This is a genomic window from Alcanivorax sp. IL3, assembly GCF_047495465.1.
GTDB lineage: Bacteria > Pseudomonadota > Gammaproteobacteria > Pseudomonadales > Alcanivoracaceae > Alcanivorax > Alcanivorax jadensis.
Map to the genome: position 1 here is coordinate 3,521,581 of NZ_CP179931.1, position 15,574 is coordinate 3,537,154.

Annotated in this window: 16 protein-coding genes; 3 read left to right on the forward strand and 13 right to left on the reverse strand. The window is 60.2% G+C overall.

Annotation, left to right across the window (positions count from 1 at the left end; genetic code table 11):
* Position 1 precedes the first annotated feature (1 nt).
* Positions 2-1,294 (reverse strand): flavin-containing monooxygenase, encoded by a 1,293-nt coding sequence (locus ACMG4M_RS16435; protein WP_349380395.1) that lies wholly within the window; start codon positions 1,292-1,294, stop codon positions 2-4.
* Between the two features lie 151 nt (positions 1,295-1,445).
* On the opposite strand from ACMG4M_RS16435, the gene ACMG4M_RS16440 reads away from it, so the two are divergent.
* Positions 1,446-2,414 (forward strand): AraC family transcriptional regulator, encoded by a 969-nt coding sequence (locus ACMG4M_RS16440; protein ID WP_035248580.1) that lies wholly within the window; start codon positions 1,446-1,448, stop codon positions 2,412-2,414.
* A 198-nt stretch (positions 2,415-2,612) separates the two neighbouring features.
* On the opposite strand, the gene ACMG4M_RS16445 is transcribed toward ACMG4M_RS16440, so the two are convergent.
* From ACMG4M_RS16445 to ACMG4M_RS16460, 4 genes are all read right to left on the reverse strand, one after another.
* Positions 2,613-3,479, reverse strand: a complete 867-nt coding sequence (locus ACMG4M_RS16445) for a crotonase/enoyl-CoA hydratase family protein (protein ID WP_035248582.1) — start codon at positions 3,477-3,479, stop codon at positions 2,613-2,615.
* A 13-nt stretch (positions 3,480-3,492) separates the two neighbouring features.
* Complete coding sequence (locus ACMG4M_RS16450) at positions 3,493-4,251, reverse strand: helix-turn-helix domain-containing protein (RefSeq protein WP_035248585.1); 759 nt, start codon at positions 4,249-4,251, stop codon at positions 3,493-3,495.
* 44 nt (positions 4,252-4,295) lie between these two features.
* The gene (locus ACMG4M_RS16455; protein WP_035248587.1) at positions 4,296-4,784 is read right to left on the reverse strand and encodes a DUF962 domain-containing protein; all 489 of its coding nucleotides are present in this window, start codon (positions 4,782-4,784) and stop codon (positions 4,296-4,298) included.
* Positions 4,785-4,905: 121 nt separating this feature from the next.
* The gene (locus ACMG4M_RS16460) at positions 4,906-5,313 is read right to left on the reverse strand and encodes a CBS domain-containing protein (protein ID WP_035248590.1); all 408 of its coding nucleotides are present in this window, start codon (positions 5,311-5,313) and stop codon (positions 4,906-4,908) included.
* Between the two features lie 157 nt (positions 5,314-5,470).
* On the opposite strand from ACMG4M_RS16460, the gene ACMG4M_RS16465 reads away from it, so the two are divergent.
* Positions 5,471-8,197, forward strand: coding sequence for an AAA family ATPase (locus tag ACMG4M_RS16465; protein WP_414430441.1), 2,727 nt, complete (start codon positions 5,471-5,473; stop codon positions 8,195-8,197).
* Positions 8,190-9,008, forward strand: a complete 819-nt coding sequence (locus tag ACMG4M_RS16470) for a mechanosensitive ion channel family protein (RefSeq protein ID WP_414430442.1) — start codon at positions 8,190-8,192, stop codon at positions 9,006-9,008. The genes ACMG4M_RS16465 and ACMG4M_RS16470 overlap by 8 nt, the downstream gene beginning before the upstream one ends.
* A gap of 26 nt (positions 9,009-9,034) precedes the next feature.
* Here the strand turns inward: ACMG4M_RS16470 and ACMG4M_RS16475 are convergent, their stop codons facing one another.
* The 8 genes from ACMG4M_RS16475 to ACMG4M_RS16510 form a co-directional block, all read right to left on the reverse strand.
* Positions 9,035-9,271 (reverse strand): hypothetical protein, encoded by a 237-nt coding sequence (locus ACMG4M_RS16475; protein WP_414430443.1) that lies wholly within the window; start codon positions 9,269-9,271, stop codon positions 9,035-9,037.
* A gap of 127 nt (positions 9,272-9,398) precedes the next feature.
* Positions 9,399-10,274, reverse strand: coding sequence for a metal-dependent hydrolase (locus ACMG4M_RS16480; RefSeq protein WP_414430444.1), 876 nt, complete (start codon positions 10,272-10,274; stop codon positions 9,399-9,401).
* A gap of 144 nt (positions 10,275-10,418) precedes the next feature.
* A complete protein-coding gene (locus tag ACMG4M_RS16485) occupies positions 10,419-11,384 on the reverse strand; it encodes a sensor domain-containing diguanylate cyclase (RefSeq protein ID WP_272961437.1) in 966 nt (321 codons plus the stop codon).
* Positions 11,384-11,908, reverse strand: coding sequence for a methanogen output domain 1-containing protein (locus ACMG4M_RS16490; protein WP_414430445.1), 525 nt, complete (start codon positions 11,906-11,908; stop codon positions 11,384-11,386). Before ACMG4M_RS16490 ends, ACMG4M_RS16485 begins: the two co-directional genes overlap by 1 nt.
* A 274-nt stretch (positions 11,909-12,182) precedes the next feature.
* Complete coding sequence (gene rsmD / locus ACMG4M_RS16495; RefSeq protein ID WP_414430446.1) at positions 12,183-12,782, reverse strand: 16S rRNA (guanine(966)-N(2))-methyltransferase RsmD; 600 nt, start codon at positions 12,780-12,782, stop codon at positions 12,183-12,185.
* The gene (locus tag ACMG4M_RS16500; protein ID WP_414430447.1) at positions 12,772-14,190 is read right to left on the reverse strand and encodes a M16 family metallopeptidase; all 1,419 of its coding nucleotides are present in this window, start codon (positions 14,188-14,190) and stop codon (positions 12,772-12,774) included. The genes rsmD and ACMG4M_RS16500 overlap by 11 nt, the downstream gene beginning before the upstream one ends.
* The gene (locus ACMG4M_RS16505) at positions 14,187-14,750 is read right to left on the reverse strand and encodes a M16 family metallopeptidase (protein ID WP_414430448.1); all 564 of its coding nucleotides are present in this window, start codon (positions 14,748-14,750) and stop codon (positions 14,187-14,189) included. Before ACMG4M_RS16505 ends, ACMG4M_RS16500 begins: the two co-directional genes overlap by 4 nt.
* On the reverse strand, positions 14,696-15,514 hold the full coding sequence (locus tag ACMG4M_RS16510; protein WP_414430449.1) for a M16 family metallopeptidase: 819 nt from the start codon (positions 15,512-15,514) through the stop codon (positions 14,696-14,698). The genes ACMG4M_RS16505 and ACMG4M_RS16510 overlap by 55 nt, the downstream gene beginning before the upstream one ends.
* Positions 15,515-15,574: the final 60 nt, after the last annotated feature.

Genomic DNA, 15,574 nt, shown 5'->3' on the forward strand with positions numbered 1-15,574 from the left:
CTCACACCCCCTGTTTCAGGTCGGCGATGTGGGCGTTGACCGCCTTGCGGTAACTGTCCTTGTGCACGTAGTAGGCCATACGTTCCAGCTTCAGGTAGTCGAAGCCACCGTCCAGGGTCTGCCCGGCTTCCGCTTTGGCCTTCTGTTCCAGTTTGTCTGCCACAGGGTGCTGGTTCTGCCGGGCCTTGATGTAGAGAGCCACCATCTCCGCCTGCTCATTGCGCCCTTCCCAGCCCAGGCCGGCGGCTTCCACCATGCCCATCATGAACAGGTTACGGTTCTGCGGGTGGAACACATTCAGGTATAACTGCGGCGCATCGGCGTTGTGCCAGTTCAGCTCCGAGGCATCGATAAAGGGGTAATCCAGTTTGTAGCCCGTGGCCATCAGGACCAGGTCATAAACCCGGGACTGGCCGTCGGCAAAGGTCACCGTGTCACCCACCACCCCGACAATGTCGCCGTGGGGTGTGATGTCACCATGACCGAGATGGTGCAGTACCAGTGAATTGATCACCGGGTGGGATTCATACATCCGGTATGACGGCTCCGGCAGGCCGTAGTCACTGGGCTTGCCGACAATAAGACGAATCAGCCGGGCATCCAGTCGCTGCTTGAGTCCGCGGGGCAACTTGAGCTTGCCACCGATGCTGTCGGTGGGTTTGCCGCCGATAAACTTGGGCAGGAAGTAATACCCGCGACGTACGGACAGATCCACACTGGCCGCCCGGTGCACCGCGTCCACCGCAATATCACAGGCAGAGTTGCCACAGCCCACGATCAGCACCCGCTTGCCATCAAACACCGCCGCATCGCGATAATCGCAGGAATGCATCAGCTCACCCTCGAACTTGCCAGGCAGGCTGGGCTGGTTGGGTGTGTGCAGGGTGCCATTGGCGATCAGGACACCGTCGAAATAACGGCTTTGCGTTTCCCCATCCCGTTCGGTGGTGATCTGCCAGCCGTCACCGTTGCGCTCCACACGCACCACCCGGGTGGAAAATTCGTAGTGCCGATACAGATCAAAATGGCGCGCATAACTCTGGAAATAGCGCTTCATTTCACTGTGATGGGGATAGGTGGCCACCTCATCCGGCATGGGGAATTCACTGAATTCGGTCATTCCCTTGGAGGAAATCAGATGCGCGGACTGATACATGGTGCTGTGGGGATTATCGATGTCCCACAGGCCACCCACATCGCTGTTCAGATCGAACCCGATGAAAGGAATATCGTACTTGTTAAGATTTCTGGCGGTGGCCAGGCCCATGGGGCCGGCGCCTATCACTGCGTACATGGCTGTCCCGATAACTATTATTATGAACCCGGATCCGGGTTGGCCGAGTTGGACTCAGCATTTGGTATGATGTCTACTCTACGGTCCACCGGGTGCAGGCTCACGGCCAATTCGGGACCTTGCCACGGTTAATTCGGGACCTCATAACAGCATGACGCACACCCCCACCGTTACAGTGCGCTTCACCCAGGCCATCAGCCACGCAGCAGAACAGCTGGGATTCGCCCTGCCCGCCACGCTGCAACAGGCGGTCGGGGAACAGGACCGTGTCAGCCTGGCGCTGCAGGGCCAAATCTGGGAAAGCTTCTGCGAACAGGCCCGCGACCCGCTGGTGGGCATCCAGTTCGGGCTGGCCCTGCAGGTCGGGCATCTGGACACCGTGGGCATGGTGCTGATGAGCTGCGATACGGTGGAAGATGCCCTGGATTCGCTGATGGATTACTACCCCATTGTCGGCGAAGGGGGGGCCTTTTCGTACCAGGTACACAACGACGAATGCGAGATTCGCTACCAGCCCCAGTACACCGTGCGCCAGCGGGAGCGGGTGGAAGCCGCGATGACAGCCCTGCTGCAGCTGTCACGCTGGACCACCGGCGATCATCTACAGGCAATCCGCATGACCTTTTCCCATCCGGCGCTGGACGATAATCGGCGCTACGAATCCCTGCTCGGATTACCGGTACGCTTTGCCACTGACCATAACACCCTGGTGTTGCCCGCCAGCGATTTGAGCCTGCCGTTGATCCATGCCAACCCGTCCCTGTGCCATCACCTGCGCACCCTGGCCGATCAACTGCTGGACAACCTGGGCAGCCAGTCTCTCAGCGCCACCGTCCGCGACCTGCTCCGCCAGCACCCGCACTGGGGCAAGGAAAAAGTGGCCGACCAGTTGGCCATGAGCGGACGCCATCTGGTGCGCAAACTGGGAGAAGAAGGTAGCAGTTTCAAACTACTGCGCGATGCGTTGCTGCAAGGCATGGCAGAAAAGGAATTACAGGCGGGCACCCGTCTCGCCGACATTGCTGACAAGCTGGGCTTTTCCGATGAGAGTGCGTTTTCCAAGGCCTTCAAACGCTGGACCGGCATGACGCCGGCAAACTACCGCGAAGAAAAACGATAACGCCAATTTCGCCCCGTCTTTTGTAGGAGCGCAGCTTGAGGCGCGAAACGAGCGAAGCGAGTAACGAGGTTCGAGTTGCGAAAAGCAAAACCGGTGGTGTTTTTCGCAACTCGTTACTCGCTCCTCGAAACTGCTTTCCCTCCTCAAGCTGCGCCCCTACAAAACACGGGCTTCGCAGAAAATATTCCGGGCGTCCTGTTAACCAAGCTCTGGCTCATGCCAGAAATCGAACTGTGTCGGAATATCCGCCAGTGGCGTTTCGAAGCGCGGTTCGCGTTTTTCCAGGAAGGAGGTGAAGCCGTCGCGGCCGTCCCAGAATTCGTTGGACCAGTAGATCATTTTTGATTCCACCGCATGGGCCTGCATGGGGTGGGCAAAGTTGGGGTTACGCCAGAGCATCTGTTTGGCCAGCGCCGCCGCTACCGGGGAACTCTTGGCGATCATCTTGCGGGCAATGCAGCGAGCCACATCCACCACTTCACCCTTGTCATGGGCACTGTGGAACAGCCCGGCCTCCACGCCTTCTTCGGCCATGAAGATATCACCGCTGATGACCCATTCCATGGCTTTCTGAATACCCACCACCCGCGGCAAGAACCAGGAGGAACAGGCTTCCGGGGTCAGCCCCCGCTGGGTGAAGACAAAACCGATCTTGCTGTTGGCCGCCACCAGGCGAATATCCATGGGCAGGGTCATGGTGATACCCACGCCTACGGCGGCGCCATTAATTGCGCCAATCACCGGTTTGCGGCAGTTGTAGATAGCCAGAGACACCTCGCCACCGGAGTCACGAATCTGCTCCAGGGGCGGATCCATACCCTCGGCCTCGTCGTAGCCGAACACATTGCCGCCCTCTTCCGGCTGCATTTCCATGCCGGCACAGAACACCTTGCCGGCACCGGTAACGATCACCGCCCGCACCGCGTCATTCTGATCCGCTTCGCCAAAGGCATGCACCAGCTCATCCTTCATACGCAGGGTAAAGGCGTTGAGCCGGTCCGGGCGATTCAGGGTAATGGTAAGAATTTTTTCATCCAGATCAGTGCGAATATGCTGGTAATCCATGGGGCCTCCATAATTATTCTTTCAGGTGCACGACCTGCACCGGCAGACCCCGAGCATACCGCGATGGCAGGGCGTCGAACATGGCGCGCAGGGTGCGATTGAGATGGGGTTGGTCGTAAAAGCCGGCAGCCACCGCCAGGTCGGTGAAATTCATGCCGCTACGCCATAATGCCAGCGCTCGCTGACACTTGAGATGCAGCTGATAACGCTTGAGGGATACGCCGAGTTGTTCGCGGAACAGATGCCGGAATCGGGAGGCAGACAGGTTGGCGTGCGCCGCCAGGGTATCCATGGAAGGCACCGCCTCCCCGGCACGCATCAGGCTGCAGGCATCGGCGATACGCGGGTCCAGCGGCAAGGGGTCAGCCACGCCGCGCAGGCCGTGCAGAAATTGCCGTGCCTGGCTCTCGCTGCCAGTCTGCACCAGGGCCGCAATCTGTTCACCGCACCAACGCTGCTGCTGTTCATCCAGCCCGTCCAGACGGCACAGGGCCCGCCAGGCCGGTTCATCCGGATCCAGGTGAACCACCGCCACCGGCCCCTGGCTGTTCAGACTCTGGGGCACATCCGGCGGCACCAGCACCACCCGCTGCTGGCACAGACGCCCCTCCACGGTGACCCGAATCGGCTGCTCCAGCCCCACCAACAGGGATGCGGCCACATGCTGGTGGGGCTGGTTGTCGATGGCAGGCATCACCATCAGCCAGCCCCCCTGCCAGAGAAACAGGGGGGTTAGCGGCACATCCGGTAAGGGTGGGGTGTTGTCATCCATAACCGCCGATCATGCCCGCCCGTGAACGGGCGGGCAATGGACGATCAGGCCGATACGCGGCGGCCAAACCCCAATTTATGTGCCAGCTCGATGCTGACAAACATGGGGCCTACCAGCAGGAACACCAGATCATCGACAAAGGACGGTTTCTTGCCTTCCACCTTGTGGCCCCATACCTGCACCGCCCAGGCCAGCAGCCATACACCTGCAGCACTCCAGGCCAGAGACAAACCGCTGCGATCCACCGCCACGATGACCGCCAGGGACGCCGCCAACCAACCGGTCATCAGCACTGTCATGCCCAGTGACATGCGCAGATAAAACGGCATGCAGATTACCGCCAGCAGGGTGCCACCATTGACCCAATAGGCAGCAGTGCCCTCCAGGCCCAGCCAGCGCCCCAGGGGCAGCAGCCAGAACAGGCCGATGGTGGAAACAAAGATGGCCGGCACACAGAGGATATGGACCCACTGGTTAACCGGGTTCTGATGGCTCTCGCCGTAATCGGCCAGAAAGGTTTGAAGGTTACGCATGACAGCTCTCCCGAGTTGTTGTTTTGAGCTGTCATGGAATGTAACGCCCGTCATGGATGCGGGATTGTACGCAGGGGTCACGCCGTTGCGCGCTCGCGGTTTTTCGTATGACCCGCTTTCCTCAGTCGCAACCCCGCCGGCTGTCCTTGAGGGCGCGCAGCACCTGCTCCCGGGTCAGCAAGCCCACCAGAATGCCCTTGTCGTCTACCACCGGATAGATCTTGGGTTTCTGGGTGACCATCAGCTCGGCCACATTCACCGCAGAATCGTCCTCGTGCACAGTGAGAGGCTGGCTATGCATGAATTCTTCCACCACCAGACTGCCCTCGCAGTGATAGCTGGATATCAGCAGCTTGCGCAGGCAATCCTGCTCGGACACAAAGCCCACCACCTTGTTGTGATCATCCACCACCGGCAGGCCGGTGAATTTGTGCTGCAACAGGATGTCCACCACCGCCGTCAGCTCCGTGCCGGTCTTCACCGCCGCCGGGTGCTTGGCCATCAGGGCCCGCACAATCAGTTCGCTCATGGCTGTCTCCTTGGAACCTGTTTAAACCTTTCTTGACTATAGCACTCCGCTACCTTGGTATCTTCCGGGCTGCTACAAAACCCATGGGCAATATCAATGGATGACGGCATGGCTACCGGTTCCTACAATGGACTCTGCTGAGGAGAAGGAATTGCGAATGGTATCGCCATGTTTACGGCTGTGTGTTGCTCTTATCGTTCTGGCCCTGACCGCCACGGTGCAGGCCAACGGGGTGGCCGCCTGCGAGGCGGCCGGTCAGACCCTGGAACAGCTCCAACAGGAGAAACAGCAGCAGGCAGCGCAGCTGCAGCAGCTACAGGACTATCTCAATGGTCAGGTGCCGGACCCTGTTCAGCTGGCGGCCTTGCTTGGCCACCCCCTTGAGGAGACCGCCCCCCTGTCCCAGCGCCGGCCGGGTCAGCGCAGCGTGCCGGACAACAAGTGCGACGCCCTGCAAAACGACATTGATACCCTGCTGGGACAACTGAGCCGGCAGGACCAGAAACTGCATACTCTGCGCCAGCAATTTACCCAGCTCCCCGACACCCAGCGCCAGGCCTTCTCGTCCCTGGCTGCGCTCTACCAACATCTGCAGACACTGACCGACCCGCAAGACACCCAGGAGGCGGTGAGCCTGGCGGCCACCACACTCAGCGACCATGTCCGGCAGGCCTGGGCCATTCTTCCCCTGCTCGGGTTATCACCACAACAGGCCCTGCAACAACTGGATCAGCTCTGGTATCAGAGCCCGTCCCTGACGCCGCCACCCCAGCCCACAGCACAATGGCGCGACCTGCTGCGCACTCGCCTGGAGATGCAGAGCCAGCTGCGCCAGCTGCGTGCTGACCTGTGGCAGCGACGCTCCCTGTGGAGCCAGATTGACGCCATGGGCGGCCCCGCCCAGGCGCCGGCATTGCTCCACCACGAAGCAGAGCGCATCGGCCAGCGGCTGCTGGATACCGCCCATGTGATCGATCTGGATCTGCAGGAATCGGCCAAGAACAAACGCTTTCTGCCGCTGGTGCAGAACAGTGTGGCGCTGATCCTCGGCATCGCCGGCTTCATGCTGCTGATCCGACTGGCCCGGCGCACTCGCCAATGGACCCTGACCCTGCACGAATCCGTGGTCCGGGCCAGCGGTGAGCACCGCTGGCTGCGCAACGCCAGCCGCCTGATCAGCGGCCTGGCGCCCATGCTGCCCTGGGTGCTGTTATGGCTGATGCTGGATCTGCTGGCCCCGTATCTGGACACCCCGTCCACCCGCATTCTTGTCTGGCTGCTACCGCTGGCCCGGCTTTATGTGATTTACGGATTGTTCTGCCTGGTCGGCGAATGGCTGGTGATCCGGGTGGCACAGAGTGCCAACGCCTATCTGAGCAGCGATCAGTCCCGACAGGTCCATGACCACGCTCGGTTTATCTCACGCTGGCTGATACTGCCCTGGTTGCCGTTGTTGATCGTGTGGGAAAGCCTGGGCCCGTCACTGCTCTATTACCTTTGTCTGGGCATTTTGCTGGTAGCTATTTACTGGGGACTGGGCCGACTGCTGGCGCTTCGCCCCCAGGATTATCAGCGTTGTCTGCAGGCCATCCTCCCTTCGCGGCTGGATCCGCTGGCGGAAAAATTGCTCACCCCGGTCCTGTTCTGGCTGTTTGCACCGCTGCTGCTGCCGGTGGCCCTGGCCAGCTTCCTGGTGGGTTTTGTGGATCGGGTGCTGGCAGATTTCGACTGGTACATGCGCTTCAAGGCCCGCCTGTTTCGGCTGCGCACCCGCATCAACAACGACGAAGAAGATCCCGACAATGAGCAGCCGGTGGATGAACATTACGAACGCTGGTTTGCCACCGCCCTGCCAGAGGGCAGCAAGACGCCCTTTGTGGATACGGGCCTGGTGACGGCCATGGAAAAGAATATCCAGCGCTGGCACGAGGACAAGACCGACGAGAATGCCCAGGTGGTAGTGGGCGAAAAGGGCTGCGGCAAAACGGTCAGCATTGAGCGGCTGGAACGGGCGCTGGCGGAAAGCTGCAAGGGCCTCAATCTGGTCAAGCTGACAGTGCCGGCCAAGACCATCGACCCGGATGCCATTCTCTCCCTGGTCGGCGACGCCCTGGACGTGGACCTGGCCGGCGAAGGCCCTGCGGCCCTGGTGAAAAGTGACGAGGAGCGCCAGCCCACCCTGGTGGTGCTCGACGAGGCACAGAACTTTTTCCTCAAGGAAATCGGCGGCCTGGAAGGCTGGCGCACCGTGCTCAGCCTGGTCAATGCACGGCTGGATAATGTGTTCTGGTTGCTGATGATCAACAACCAGAGCTGGGCCTATTTATGCAATGTATTCGGCCGTGATTACCAGTTCCGCAACGTGGTGAAAGTGAAACGCTGGGGACAGACCGATATCCGCTCACTGATCCTGGCGCGCAACCACCTCAGTGGTCATCGGGTTCGTTATGACGAGGTGCTGCTGTCTTCCCGTGGACCGGAAGCGGGCAATGTGCGCAACGCGGAGCAACGCTATTTCAGCCTGCTGTGGGATGCCTGCCGCGGCAACCCCATGGTGGCCCTGCGACTATGGCTGACTTCGGTGAAGCCCAAGGGTCGACAGGTGCTGGTAGGGCTGCCCACGCCGCCCTCTGCCAGCATTCTCGACAGCATGGGCGAGAACGCCCTGTTCGTGTATGCCGCCATTGCCACCCATGAAAACCTGACCAGCCAGGAAATCAGCCATGTCACCAATCTGCCGGGCAATGTGGTGCGCTACGCCCTCAAGGGTGGCTTCGATGCCGGTTTCCTGAATAAATCCGAGGATGGCCGCTACCGGCTGAAACCCCTGTGGTATCAGCAGGTGATCAGTTACCTGACAAGGAAGAATCTGCTCAATGAATGAAGGCAATATCGTCAATGATCTGGCGGTGGTGGTTGAGCTGTTCAACATCTACGCCCTGTTGCTGCTGTTTATCGGCGGCTTTGTGCTGTGGGCACTGAACTGGGGCATCAGCAAGGCCAGCCTGAAGATCACCGAAAAGCTGCCCACCCGGCGCTTCCTGATTCTGCAGATCACCACCCTGATCGGCTTTGTGCTCTACACCGTAGGCTCCGCCGCGCTGATCATCGGGGTGCTGCAGCCGCCCAAGGAATTCATGCTGGCCGCCGGTGGTTCCATCGCCGTGGCCCTGGGTTTTGCCCTCAAGGACATCGCCGCCTCTCTGGTAGCCGGCCTGCTGCTGCTGTTCGACCGCCCCTTCCGGGTGGGCGACCGGGTCAGCTTCGCGGATGTCTACGGAGAGATCGTCTCCATCGGCCTGCGCACCGTGCGCCTGCAAACCCTGGACGACAATCTGGTGACTATCCCCAACTCACGCTTTATTACCGATGTGGTGGCCTCCGGCAATTCCGGCGAACTGGACATGATGATCGTCACCGACTTTCACGTGGGCCTGGATGCGGACCTGGAAGACGCCAAAGCGATTATTGAGGAAGTGATTGTCACCAGCCGCTACGCCTATCTGAAAAAGCCGGTGTCTTTCGCCATTGAGGAAGTGGAAATCGGCGACATGCTGGCCATTCGTCTGCGCTCCAAGGCCTATGTGCTGGACGTGCATTACGAGAAGGCCTTCCAGAGCGATATTGTGGTGCGGGTTTCCAAGCGTTTTCAGGAACAGCAGATCCCCCGGTCCCGCCGCGGCAGCGATGCCTGAGACCTTTGCAGGCTGCTAGGCGGGCGCTACTTTTTATCTTTGCGGTTTTTCGACAACGCCTCTTCCAGCTCTTCGCGGGGCATATAGTCCAGATCCCAGTGGCTGGTAAAGGTTTCCTTGATTCGGTGCCGGCCACGATGCAGATCATCCGGGGTTTCCCCTTCATGGGCCGGGTGATAGTCCAGCGGCTCGTGGGCCGGCTCAGCATCATGCTGAGGGCGGGACGGGAACAGTTTTTCTTTCAATGTATGAAACCAGCGCATAGACACCTCCATAGGGAGCCAGCCTGAAAGACTGAGCATGCAAGGAGTTATTCAGAGGCTCCATGGTATTTTCCCACCGTAACACGCCAGCACGACAGGAAAACATGAAGGGCCTGCGCAGGGACGATCAGGCAGTCAGATCCGGGCGATCCAGTAGCCGCGACAGTTTCTTCAACCCTTGCTTGCGCAGGAAGGTACTGTCGCGCTTGGCCGGGTGAAAATCCCGCTTATAATACGCCAGGTAGGATTTGCCCAGTTTACGCAGCCAGCCCGGCTTGCCGAGTAGCCAGTTGACGCCACCACGGACGGATCGCCAGTCGGTGGCATCGTCCATGCCTTTGCGCAGCTGGTAGTAGTGGAAAATGGTGAAGCTGATAAATTCCACCGTGGTAAAGGCCATTTCCGAGGTGCGCACCCAGTAGCTGTCCACCTGATCCTGGTACACATCAAAAGCCACGGCCTTATGCTCGCTTTCTTCCACCGCATGCCATAACCACAGTGGCAACATGCGCTCATCCATGCCTTTGAAAAAATCAGGATTTTCCAGCATCAATTCCGCCAGCATGGCGGTGAAGTGCTCCAGGGCGCAGGTCTTTGCCAGCTGCCGTTGCGGTGACAGATGCTTGGCCATGAAGCGCATGCCGCGATTGACGAACTCATCCACCTTGCCGGTGGGCACGCCTTTGGACTCCATGAAGTGATTGAAGGCATCGTGCTCGTTGCCATGATGGGCTTCCTGGCCGATAAAGCCTTTTACCTGCTCGCGTAGCAGCGGGTCCTGGATCTGTTTCTGGTAATGGCGCACGGAGCGCACGAAGAAGCGCTCACCTTCCGGGAAGGTGCAGGACAGGGCCGTCAGCAGAATGGTCTTGAACTGGTCGTCGTCAAACCAGTAACGCGGCATGGCCGGATCAAACGAGAAATCCATCTTGCGGGGCTGGATATCGCTGTTATTCAGTTTTTTTGGCGCTTTCGGCGATGTGGCAACCGCTTTGCTAGTCATGGCAAACCCTCCTGCGTAAGAGCACAGTATTCGCCAGTGAGAAATGGGACACTAGTTCAGGTTGTGCCATTTCCTGTCCGCCGCCGGCGCTGGGAGCAGATTGATTGTGAGGGGCCGCAGAGTGATTGTGCCTGGGCGCCACCGCTACCCGGCGTCCGCTCTGGGTGGATCTGACTGACCGGACAAAGCCGCATGCACCGCCTGATCCCGGCCGCGCTGCTTGGCCAGGTAGAGACCTCGATCCGCTTGGCGCATCAGCTCACGGCCGGTGATGTTACTGCCAGGTAGGCGGGTCGCCACACCCACGGACAGGGTCACCGGCTGCCAACTCTCGCCGGACGGACAGCCCGCATTGTGATTGCGAAGGGTCATCACCAACCGCCAGGCCACTTTCAGTGAGGCATGGATATCTGCCCCCGGCAGCAATATCCCGAACTCTTCACCGCCGATTCGGGCCACCTGATCACCACGGCGGGTAAGGGTCCCGCTAAGCAGCCGAGCCACACGCTGCAACACCTGGTCGCCCAGATCATGGCCGTGGGTGTCATTGATGGCCTTGAAGTAATCCAGATCCACAATCATTACAGACAATTCTTGCTGCTGATCGGCCAGCGCCGTCGCCAGCCAGTCATCAAACGCGCGGCGATTGGCAATACCGGTCAGCGCATCCCGGGAAGCCTGGGTCTGCGCCACCAGTGCGGTTTTCTCCGCGGCCGCTCGCTCCCTTTTCAACGCCGTGGTTCGCTGGACCATCTGGGAAAGTTGATGCATGCCGCCCACTACCCACTGTCTTGGCAACAGCTCCAGCAACCAGAAATCCAGAACCTCGCCCTGCCGGGCAATCCGGGTACTGGCAATGTAACTATCTTGCATGGGTGCACCGAGATGCAGTGCGAGGTGGGAAAATGCCTGATTGCGACGCATGGCCCGCAAAAATTCCTCACTGCGTGAGGGCGACGCCAGCAGACACTTGATCGTTTTCGGGACGCGATCGCCCAGCAACTGGCTGGCCCGGCGGTTCAACCACTCTATGTGGCCATCGGCGTGGACCACAAACACCGGCATGGACATGGCATTGATCAGGGCCCGACAGTCCGCTGACCATGGCATTATTCACCGGAGCGAAAATATTCCCGCCCCGCCCCCGTTTCGCTGGCTTCCAGAGAAATGACCACATGACAGTGGCCATCGCCATTGGCAATGGACTTCTGGATATCCACACGGCCATAACCGGCATTTTCCGCCGCGATCACGCCGAACACGTTGGATGTCATCATGCAAAGCGCCGGACGCCCAATCACCTTGTCGCCGAACGGGCATCGCCGATTGCCCAGCACCAGTTGCCGCTCATCCGCATGGATCAGGTAAAAGTCGCCGTCGATACGACGTTTGAGATCGACCAGTACTGCCGGAATTTGATAACGATCCAGCGTTGTCAGATTCAGGGATTGCAGGTAGTGACCATTAAGCTCATCACCAATTTTCTGGCCCACCAGGGAGATAAACCCTTCCGCCTGATCCATGCCGGTAACCTCCTGCAGAGACTCGGCCAGATAGCCCAGCAGCTGACGCAGAAAGCGATCCTTATCTAAACCAATCGATACAGTGTGAATCCGTTCCGGTATCTTTTCCATTATGCTTCCCCGCCCCATCCATGCGCCGTTGACGGCGCCTGGGAACCTCTGAATAACTCCTTGCGTACTCAGTACGCTTCAGGCCACGCGGAGCATGCAAGGAGTTATTCAGAGGCTCCCTTATCCACGACCCCCGGCCATTCCTAATGGCTTAATACACATGATTCACCGGCATGACTGCGACATCAATCACGTTCACTCAAGGGGCCATACCGTTTACACGGGGAATTGTGCCGATTGTCCATGAAATCGACACAAATCCGACGAATGGGAGTCAAATTTCTTCCCGGCGGAATAAACGCGCGCAAATATCGCCACCGGTCTTCTCTCGGTGTAGCTGCCAGTTCGATGGCACAACAGGGTCTTCCGCGTGCCGACGGCTTTCCACATAGATCCAGGCGTCTGCCGCCAGCATCGCTCTTTCTTCCAGCGCCGCACAGGCTGGCTCCGCCAGCCCCAGGTCGTAGGGCGGGTCCACAAACACCAGATCAAACTGCAGGGCACTGTTGGCCAACCACTGCAGCGCATCCGCAGTGTGGATCTCGATTCGAGCATCAAACAGAGGCAACAACTGGCGCTTCAGGTCGGCGGCCCGTTCGCGCTTTTTTTCCACCAGGACTGCACGCTGGGCGCCGCGACTCAGCGCCTCCGCGCCCAGCACCCCGGAACCGGCAAACAGATCCAGTACCCGCAGGCCCGGCAGCTCGAACTGCAGCCAGTTAAACAGGGTTTCGCGCATGCGATCGGAGGAGGGGCGCAGATCGCCCCCCTGGTCCACGAACTGCAGGCGATGGCCGCGCCGCTCACCGCCGATAATACGCACCTGACCCTTGCTGGTGACGCCGCCTTTGCGATTCGGGCCTCTACTCGCCACTGCGCTCTCCCTTCACCTCGGGAGGCTCATTGCCCTGATCCTGAAGGACTTGTGGTGCCTCGGGGCCAATGCTGACGATGGCCAGGTCCTCCACATCCAGGGTTCTGCGGAAGGCCTCGCGGATATCCGCCGCGGTGACCTGTCGCACCTGGCGGTTGAACCACTGCAGGTAATCCAGCGGCAGATCGTAGAAGCCAATGGCACCCAGCTGGCCGATGATGTCGCTGTTGTCGGCGGTGCTCAGGGCAAAGCTGCCAAGAATATTGGCACGCGCCTGCTCCAGTTGCGCCTGGCTGGGGCCTTCTTCGACAAACTTGCCGATCAGATCCAGCGTCAGGGTCAGTGCCTCATCAGCATTCTCATTGGCGGTCTTGAACTGCACCTGGAATGGCCCACCCGCCGCCATGGCGGAAAAGCCGCTACCAATGCCGTACACATAGCCGCGTTTCTGGCGCACCTCGTCGGTGAGAATGGAGGCGAAGCCACCACCGCCGAGAATCTGGTTACCCACGTGCAGCGCCACATGGTCCGGGTTACCCCGCCAGATGGCCTGGTTGCCCAGCAAAATATGGGTCTGGGCGGAGGGGAAGTTGATGTGCTCGCGCTTGCGTTCACTGAGCACCTCTGCCCGGGGCAGCGCTGGTGCCGCCGCTCCCGCCGGCAGTGCTTCACTGATCTGTGCGGCAATCTCCTCGGCCTCGCTGCGCGACAGGTCCCCTACCATGGCAATCACGGTATTGCCGGCGGCGTAATAGGTGTCATAGAAATCCACCAGCTGCTGTCGCTGTATCTGCGGCAAACTCTCCAGCGTCCCACCGCTGGGCTGGCCATAGGGGTGATCGGCAAACACCGTCGCCATAAATGCCTTGCTGACCTGCGGGCCGGGCACCTGTTGCTCCATGCGCAGCCCCTGCATGGCGCGGGTACGCAGACGGTCCAGCGCGTCCTCGGGGAAGCTGGGCGAACCGATCACCTGATTAAACAACGCCACCACCGGCTGGCGATATTCCGCCGCCGACAGGGTACGCAGGCTGATGATGCCCATGTCCCGGTAACTGCTGGAGGAAAAGCTGGCGCCGCGATCTTCAAAGCCCCGGGCGATGTCATCCACACTCAAGGCGTCGGCGCCCTGGCCTATCAGGGCACTGGTCAGGGAGGCCACACCGGGTAAGCCGTCATCCTGGGAACTGCCAGCCGCCATCACCAGACGAATATCCAGCATGGGCAAGGCATCGCTTTGCACGAACATGACCTTGGCACCCTGCCCGGTCTGCCAGGACTGAATATCCAGCTGCGGCGCCTGGGGCTCGCTGGCCGCCACCTGTTTTTCCGTGGTCGGGAAGCTGGTACAGGCGCTGAGCATCAGCGCCGCCACCGCGACCCCCATCATTCCTGGTAACCGCATCATTGTTCTTCCTCCTGCTCAGGGACCACATGGGCCACCGCCAATCGCTCCGGCACCAGCCACTGGCGGGCGACCCGCTGCACATCCTCGGCGGTGACTTTGCCCAACTGCTCCTCGAACTGCTCGGCCAGATCGATATCCAGACCCAGGGTACTGAGCATGCCCAGCTCCATGGCCTGGCCCATCACCGAATCCTTTTCGAACACCTGGCTGGCCAGCACGCCAGCCCGTACCCGTGCCATTTCGTCCTCACTCGGCAAGGTGGTCTGCAGGGCCTTGATCTGCTCGCGCAGAGCTTGCTCTACCTGATCCAGAGTGACACCCGGGTTCGGAGTCGCGGTAAGGGTAAAGGTGCCATCGCCGCGCTGGATGCCGCTGTAGCCGGCCCCGGCGCCGGCCACCAGCTTCTTGCCGCGTACCAGTTCGGTTTCGATGCGGGCACTCATACCGCCATCGAGCACCCCGGCGAGCATGGTCAGGGCGTAGTAATCCCCTTTCTGCTCGGCAGTCACCAGGGAGGGAACGTTATAAAGCATATAAAGGGCGGGCACCTGTACGGCCATGGCCAGATCCAGGCGGCGTTCACCAGCAGGGGGGTGACCGTCTGCGTTGGCCGCGGCGGCGTGGTGCCGGCAGGCAAGTCGCTGAAGAAGCGGCGTACCAGTGGTTCCACCTGATCGCGGGTCACATCACCGGCAACCACCAGGGTGGCATTACCCGGCACATAGAAGCGGTCGTACCAGCTACGCGCCTGTTCCGGCTGCAGCTGGGCCAGCAGGGAGCGCCAACCGATGATCGGGTGGGCATAGCCGGTACCCGGGCGGGCCACCGCCTGGAATTTTTCCCAGGCCAGGGCATTGGGGTTGTCGTCGGTGCGGGTGCGGCGCTCTTCCAGCACCACCTGCAACTCGCGATGGAACTCGTCATCGTCGATCTTCAGGTTGCCCAGTCGCTCCGCTTCCAGCTCCAGGGCCAGCGGCAGGCGCGACACCTCATACTGCTGGAAATAGGCGGTGTAGTCATAACTGGTGAAGGCATTGTCACTGCCCCCATAACGGGCCACCAGTTTGGAGAAATCCCCCGGCCCCAGCCTCTCGGTGCCCTTGAACATCATGTGCTCAAGCACATGGGCCAGGCCGGTTTCATAGGGCGCTTCGTCGAAGCTGCCGGCCTTGAACCACACCATCACGGTCACCACAGGGGCCCGATGATCCTCGCGGATCAGCACCTTGAGACCGTTATCCAGGGTAAAGCCGTGGGTGGGCAGCTCGGCCCGGGCGGTCAGACTCCAGAGAATGACCACCAGTGCCACCATGAGTTTTCTCATGCATTGTCCTCATTGTGTCGCCCCCGGAAGCTGCTCCCCCGTGAGCGAAGTGTTAGGATA

What these genes read in the sequence shown, in the direction of transcription:
- ACMG4M_RS16460 (WP_035248590.1), bottom strand. Translation starts at nt 5,313, where the DNA reads ATGAGCGAACTGATTGTGCGGGCCCTGATGGCCAAGCACCCGGCGGCG.
- ACMG4M_RS16470 (WP_414430442.1), top strand. Translation starts at nt 8,190, where the DNA reads ATGAATGAAGGCAATATCGTCAATGATCTGGCGGTGGTGGTTGAGCTG.
- ACMG4M_RS16465 (WP_414430441.1), top strand. Translation starts at nt 5,471, where the DNA reads ATGGTATCGCCATGTTTACGGCTGTGTGTTGCTCTTATCGTTCTGGCC.
- ACMG4M_RS16505 (WP_414430448.1), bottom strand. Translation starts at nt 14,750, where the DNA reads ATGGCCGTACAGGTGCCCGCCCTTTATATGCTTTATAACGTTCCCTCC.
- ACMG4M_RS16450 (WP_035248585.1), bottom strand. Translation starts at nt 4,251, where the DNA reads ATGGATGACAACACCCCACCCTTACCGGATGTGCCGCTAACCCCCCTG.
- ACMG4M_RS16480 (WP_414430444.1), bottom strand. Translation starts at nt 10,274, where the DNA reads ATGACTAGCAAAGCGGTTGCCACATCGCCGAAAGCGCCAAAAAAACTG.
- ACMG4M_RS16500 (WP_414430447.1), bottom strand. Translation starts at nt 14,190, where the DNA reads ATGATGCGGTTACCAGGAATGATGGGGGTCGCGGTGGCGGCGCTGATG.
- ACMG4M_RS16510 (WP_414430449.1), bottom strand. Translation starts at nt 15,514, where the DNA reads ATGAGAAAACTCATGGTGGCACTGGTGGTCATTCTCTGGAGTCTGACC.
- ACMG4M_RS16435 (WP_349380395.1), bottom strand. Translation starts at nt 1,294, where the DNA reads ATGTACGCAGTGATAGGCGCCGGCCCCATGGGCCTGGCCACCGCCAGA.
- ACMG4M_RS16485 (WP_272961437.1), bottom strand. Translation starts at nt 11,384, where the DNA reads ATGCCATGGTCAGCGGACTGTCGGGCCCTGATCAATGCCATGTCCATG.
- ACMG4M_RS16455 (WP_035248587.1), bottom strand. Translation starts at nt 4,784, where the DNA reads ATGCGTAACCTTCAAACCTTTCTGGCCGATTACGGCGAGAGCCATCAG.
- ACMG4M_RS16440 (WP_035248580.1), top strand. Translation starts at nt 1,446, where the DNA reads ATGACGCACACCCCCACCGTTACAGTGCGCTTCACCCAGGCCATCAGC.
- ACMG4M_RS16475 (WP_414430443.1), bottom strand. Translation starts at nt 9,271, where the DNA reads ATGCGCTGGTTTCATACATTGAAAGAAAAACTGTTCCCGTCCCGCCCT.
- ACMG4M_RS16445 (WP_035248582.1), bottom strand. Translation starts at nt 3,479, where the DNA reads ATGGATTACCAGCATATTCGCACTGATCTGGATGAAAAAATTCTTACC.
- ACMG4M_RS16490 (WP_414430445.1), bottom strand. Translation starts at nt 11,908, where the DNA reads ATGGAAAAGATACCGGAACGGATTCACACTGTATCGATTGGTTTAGAT.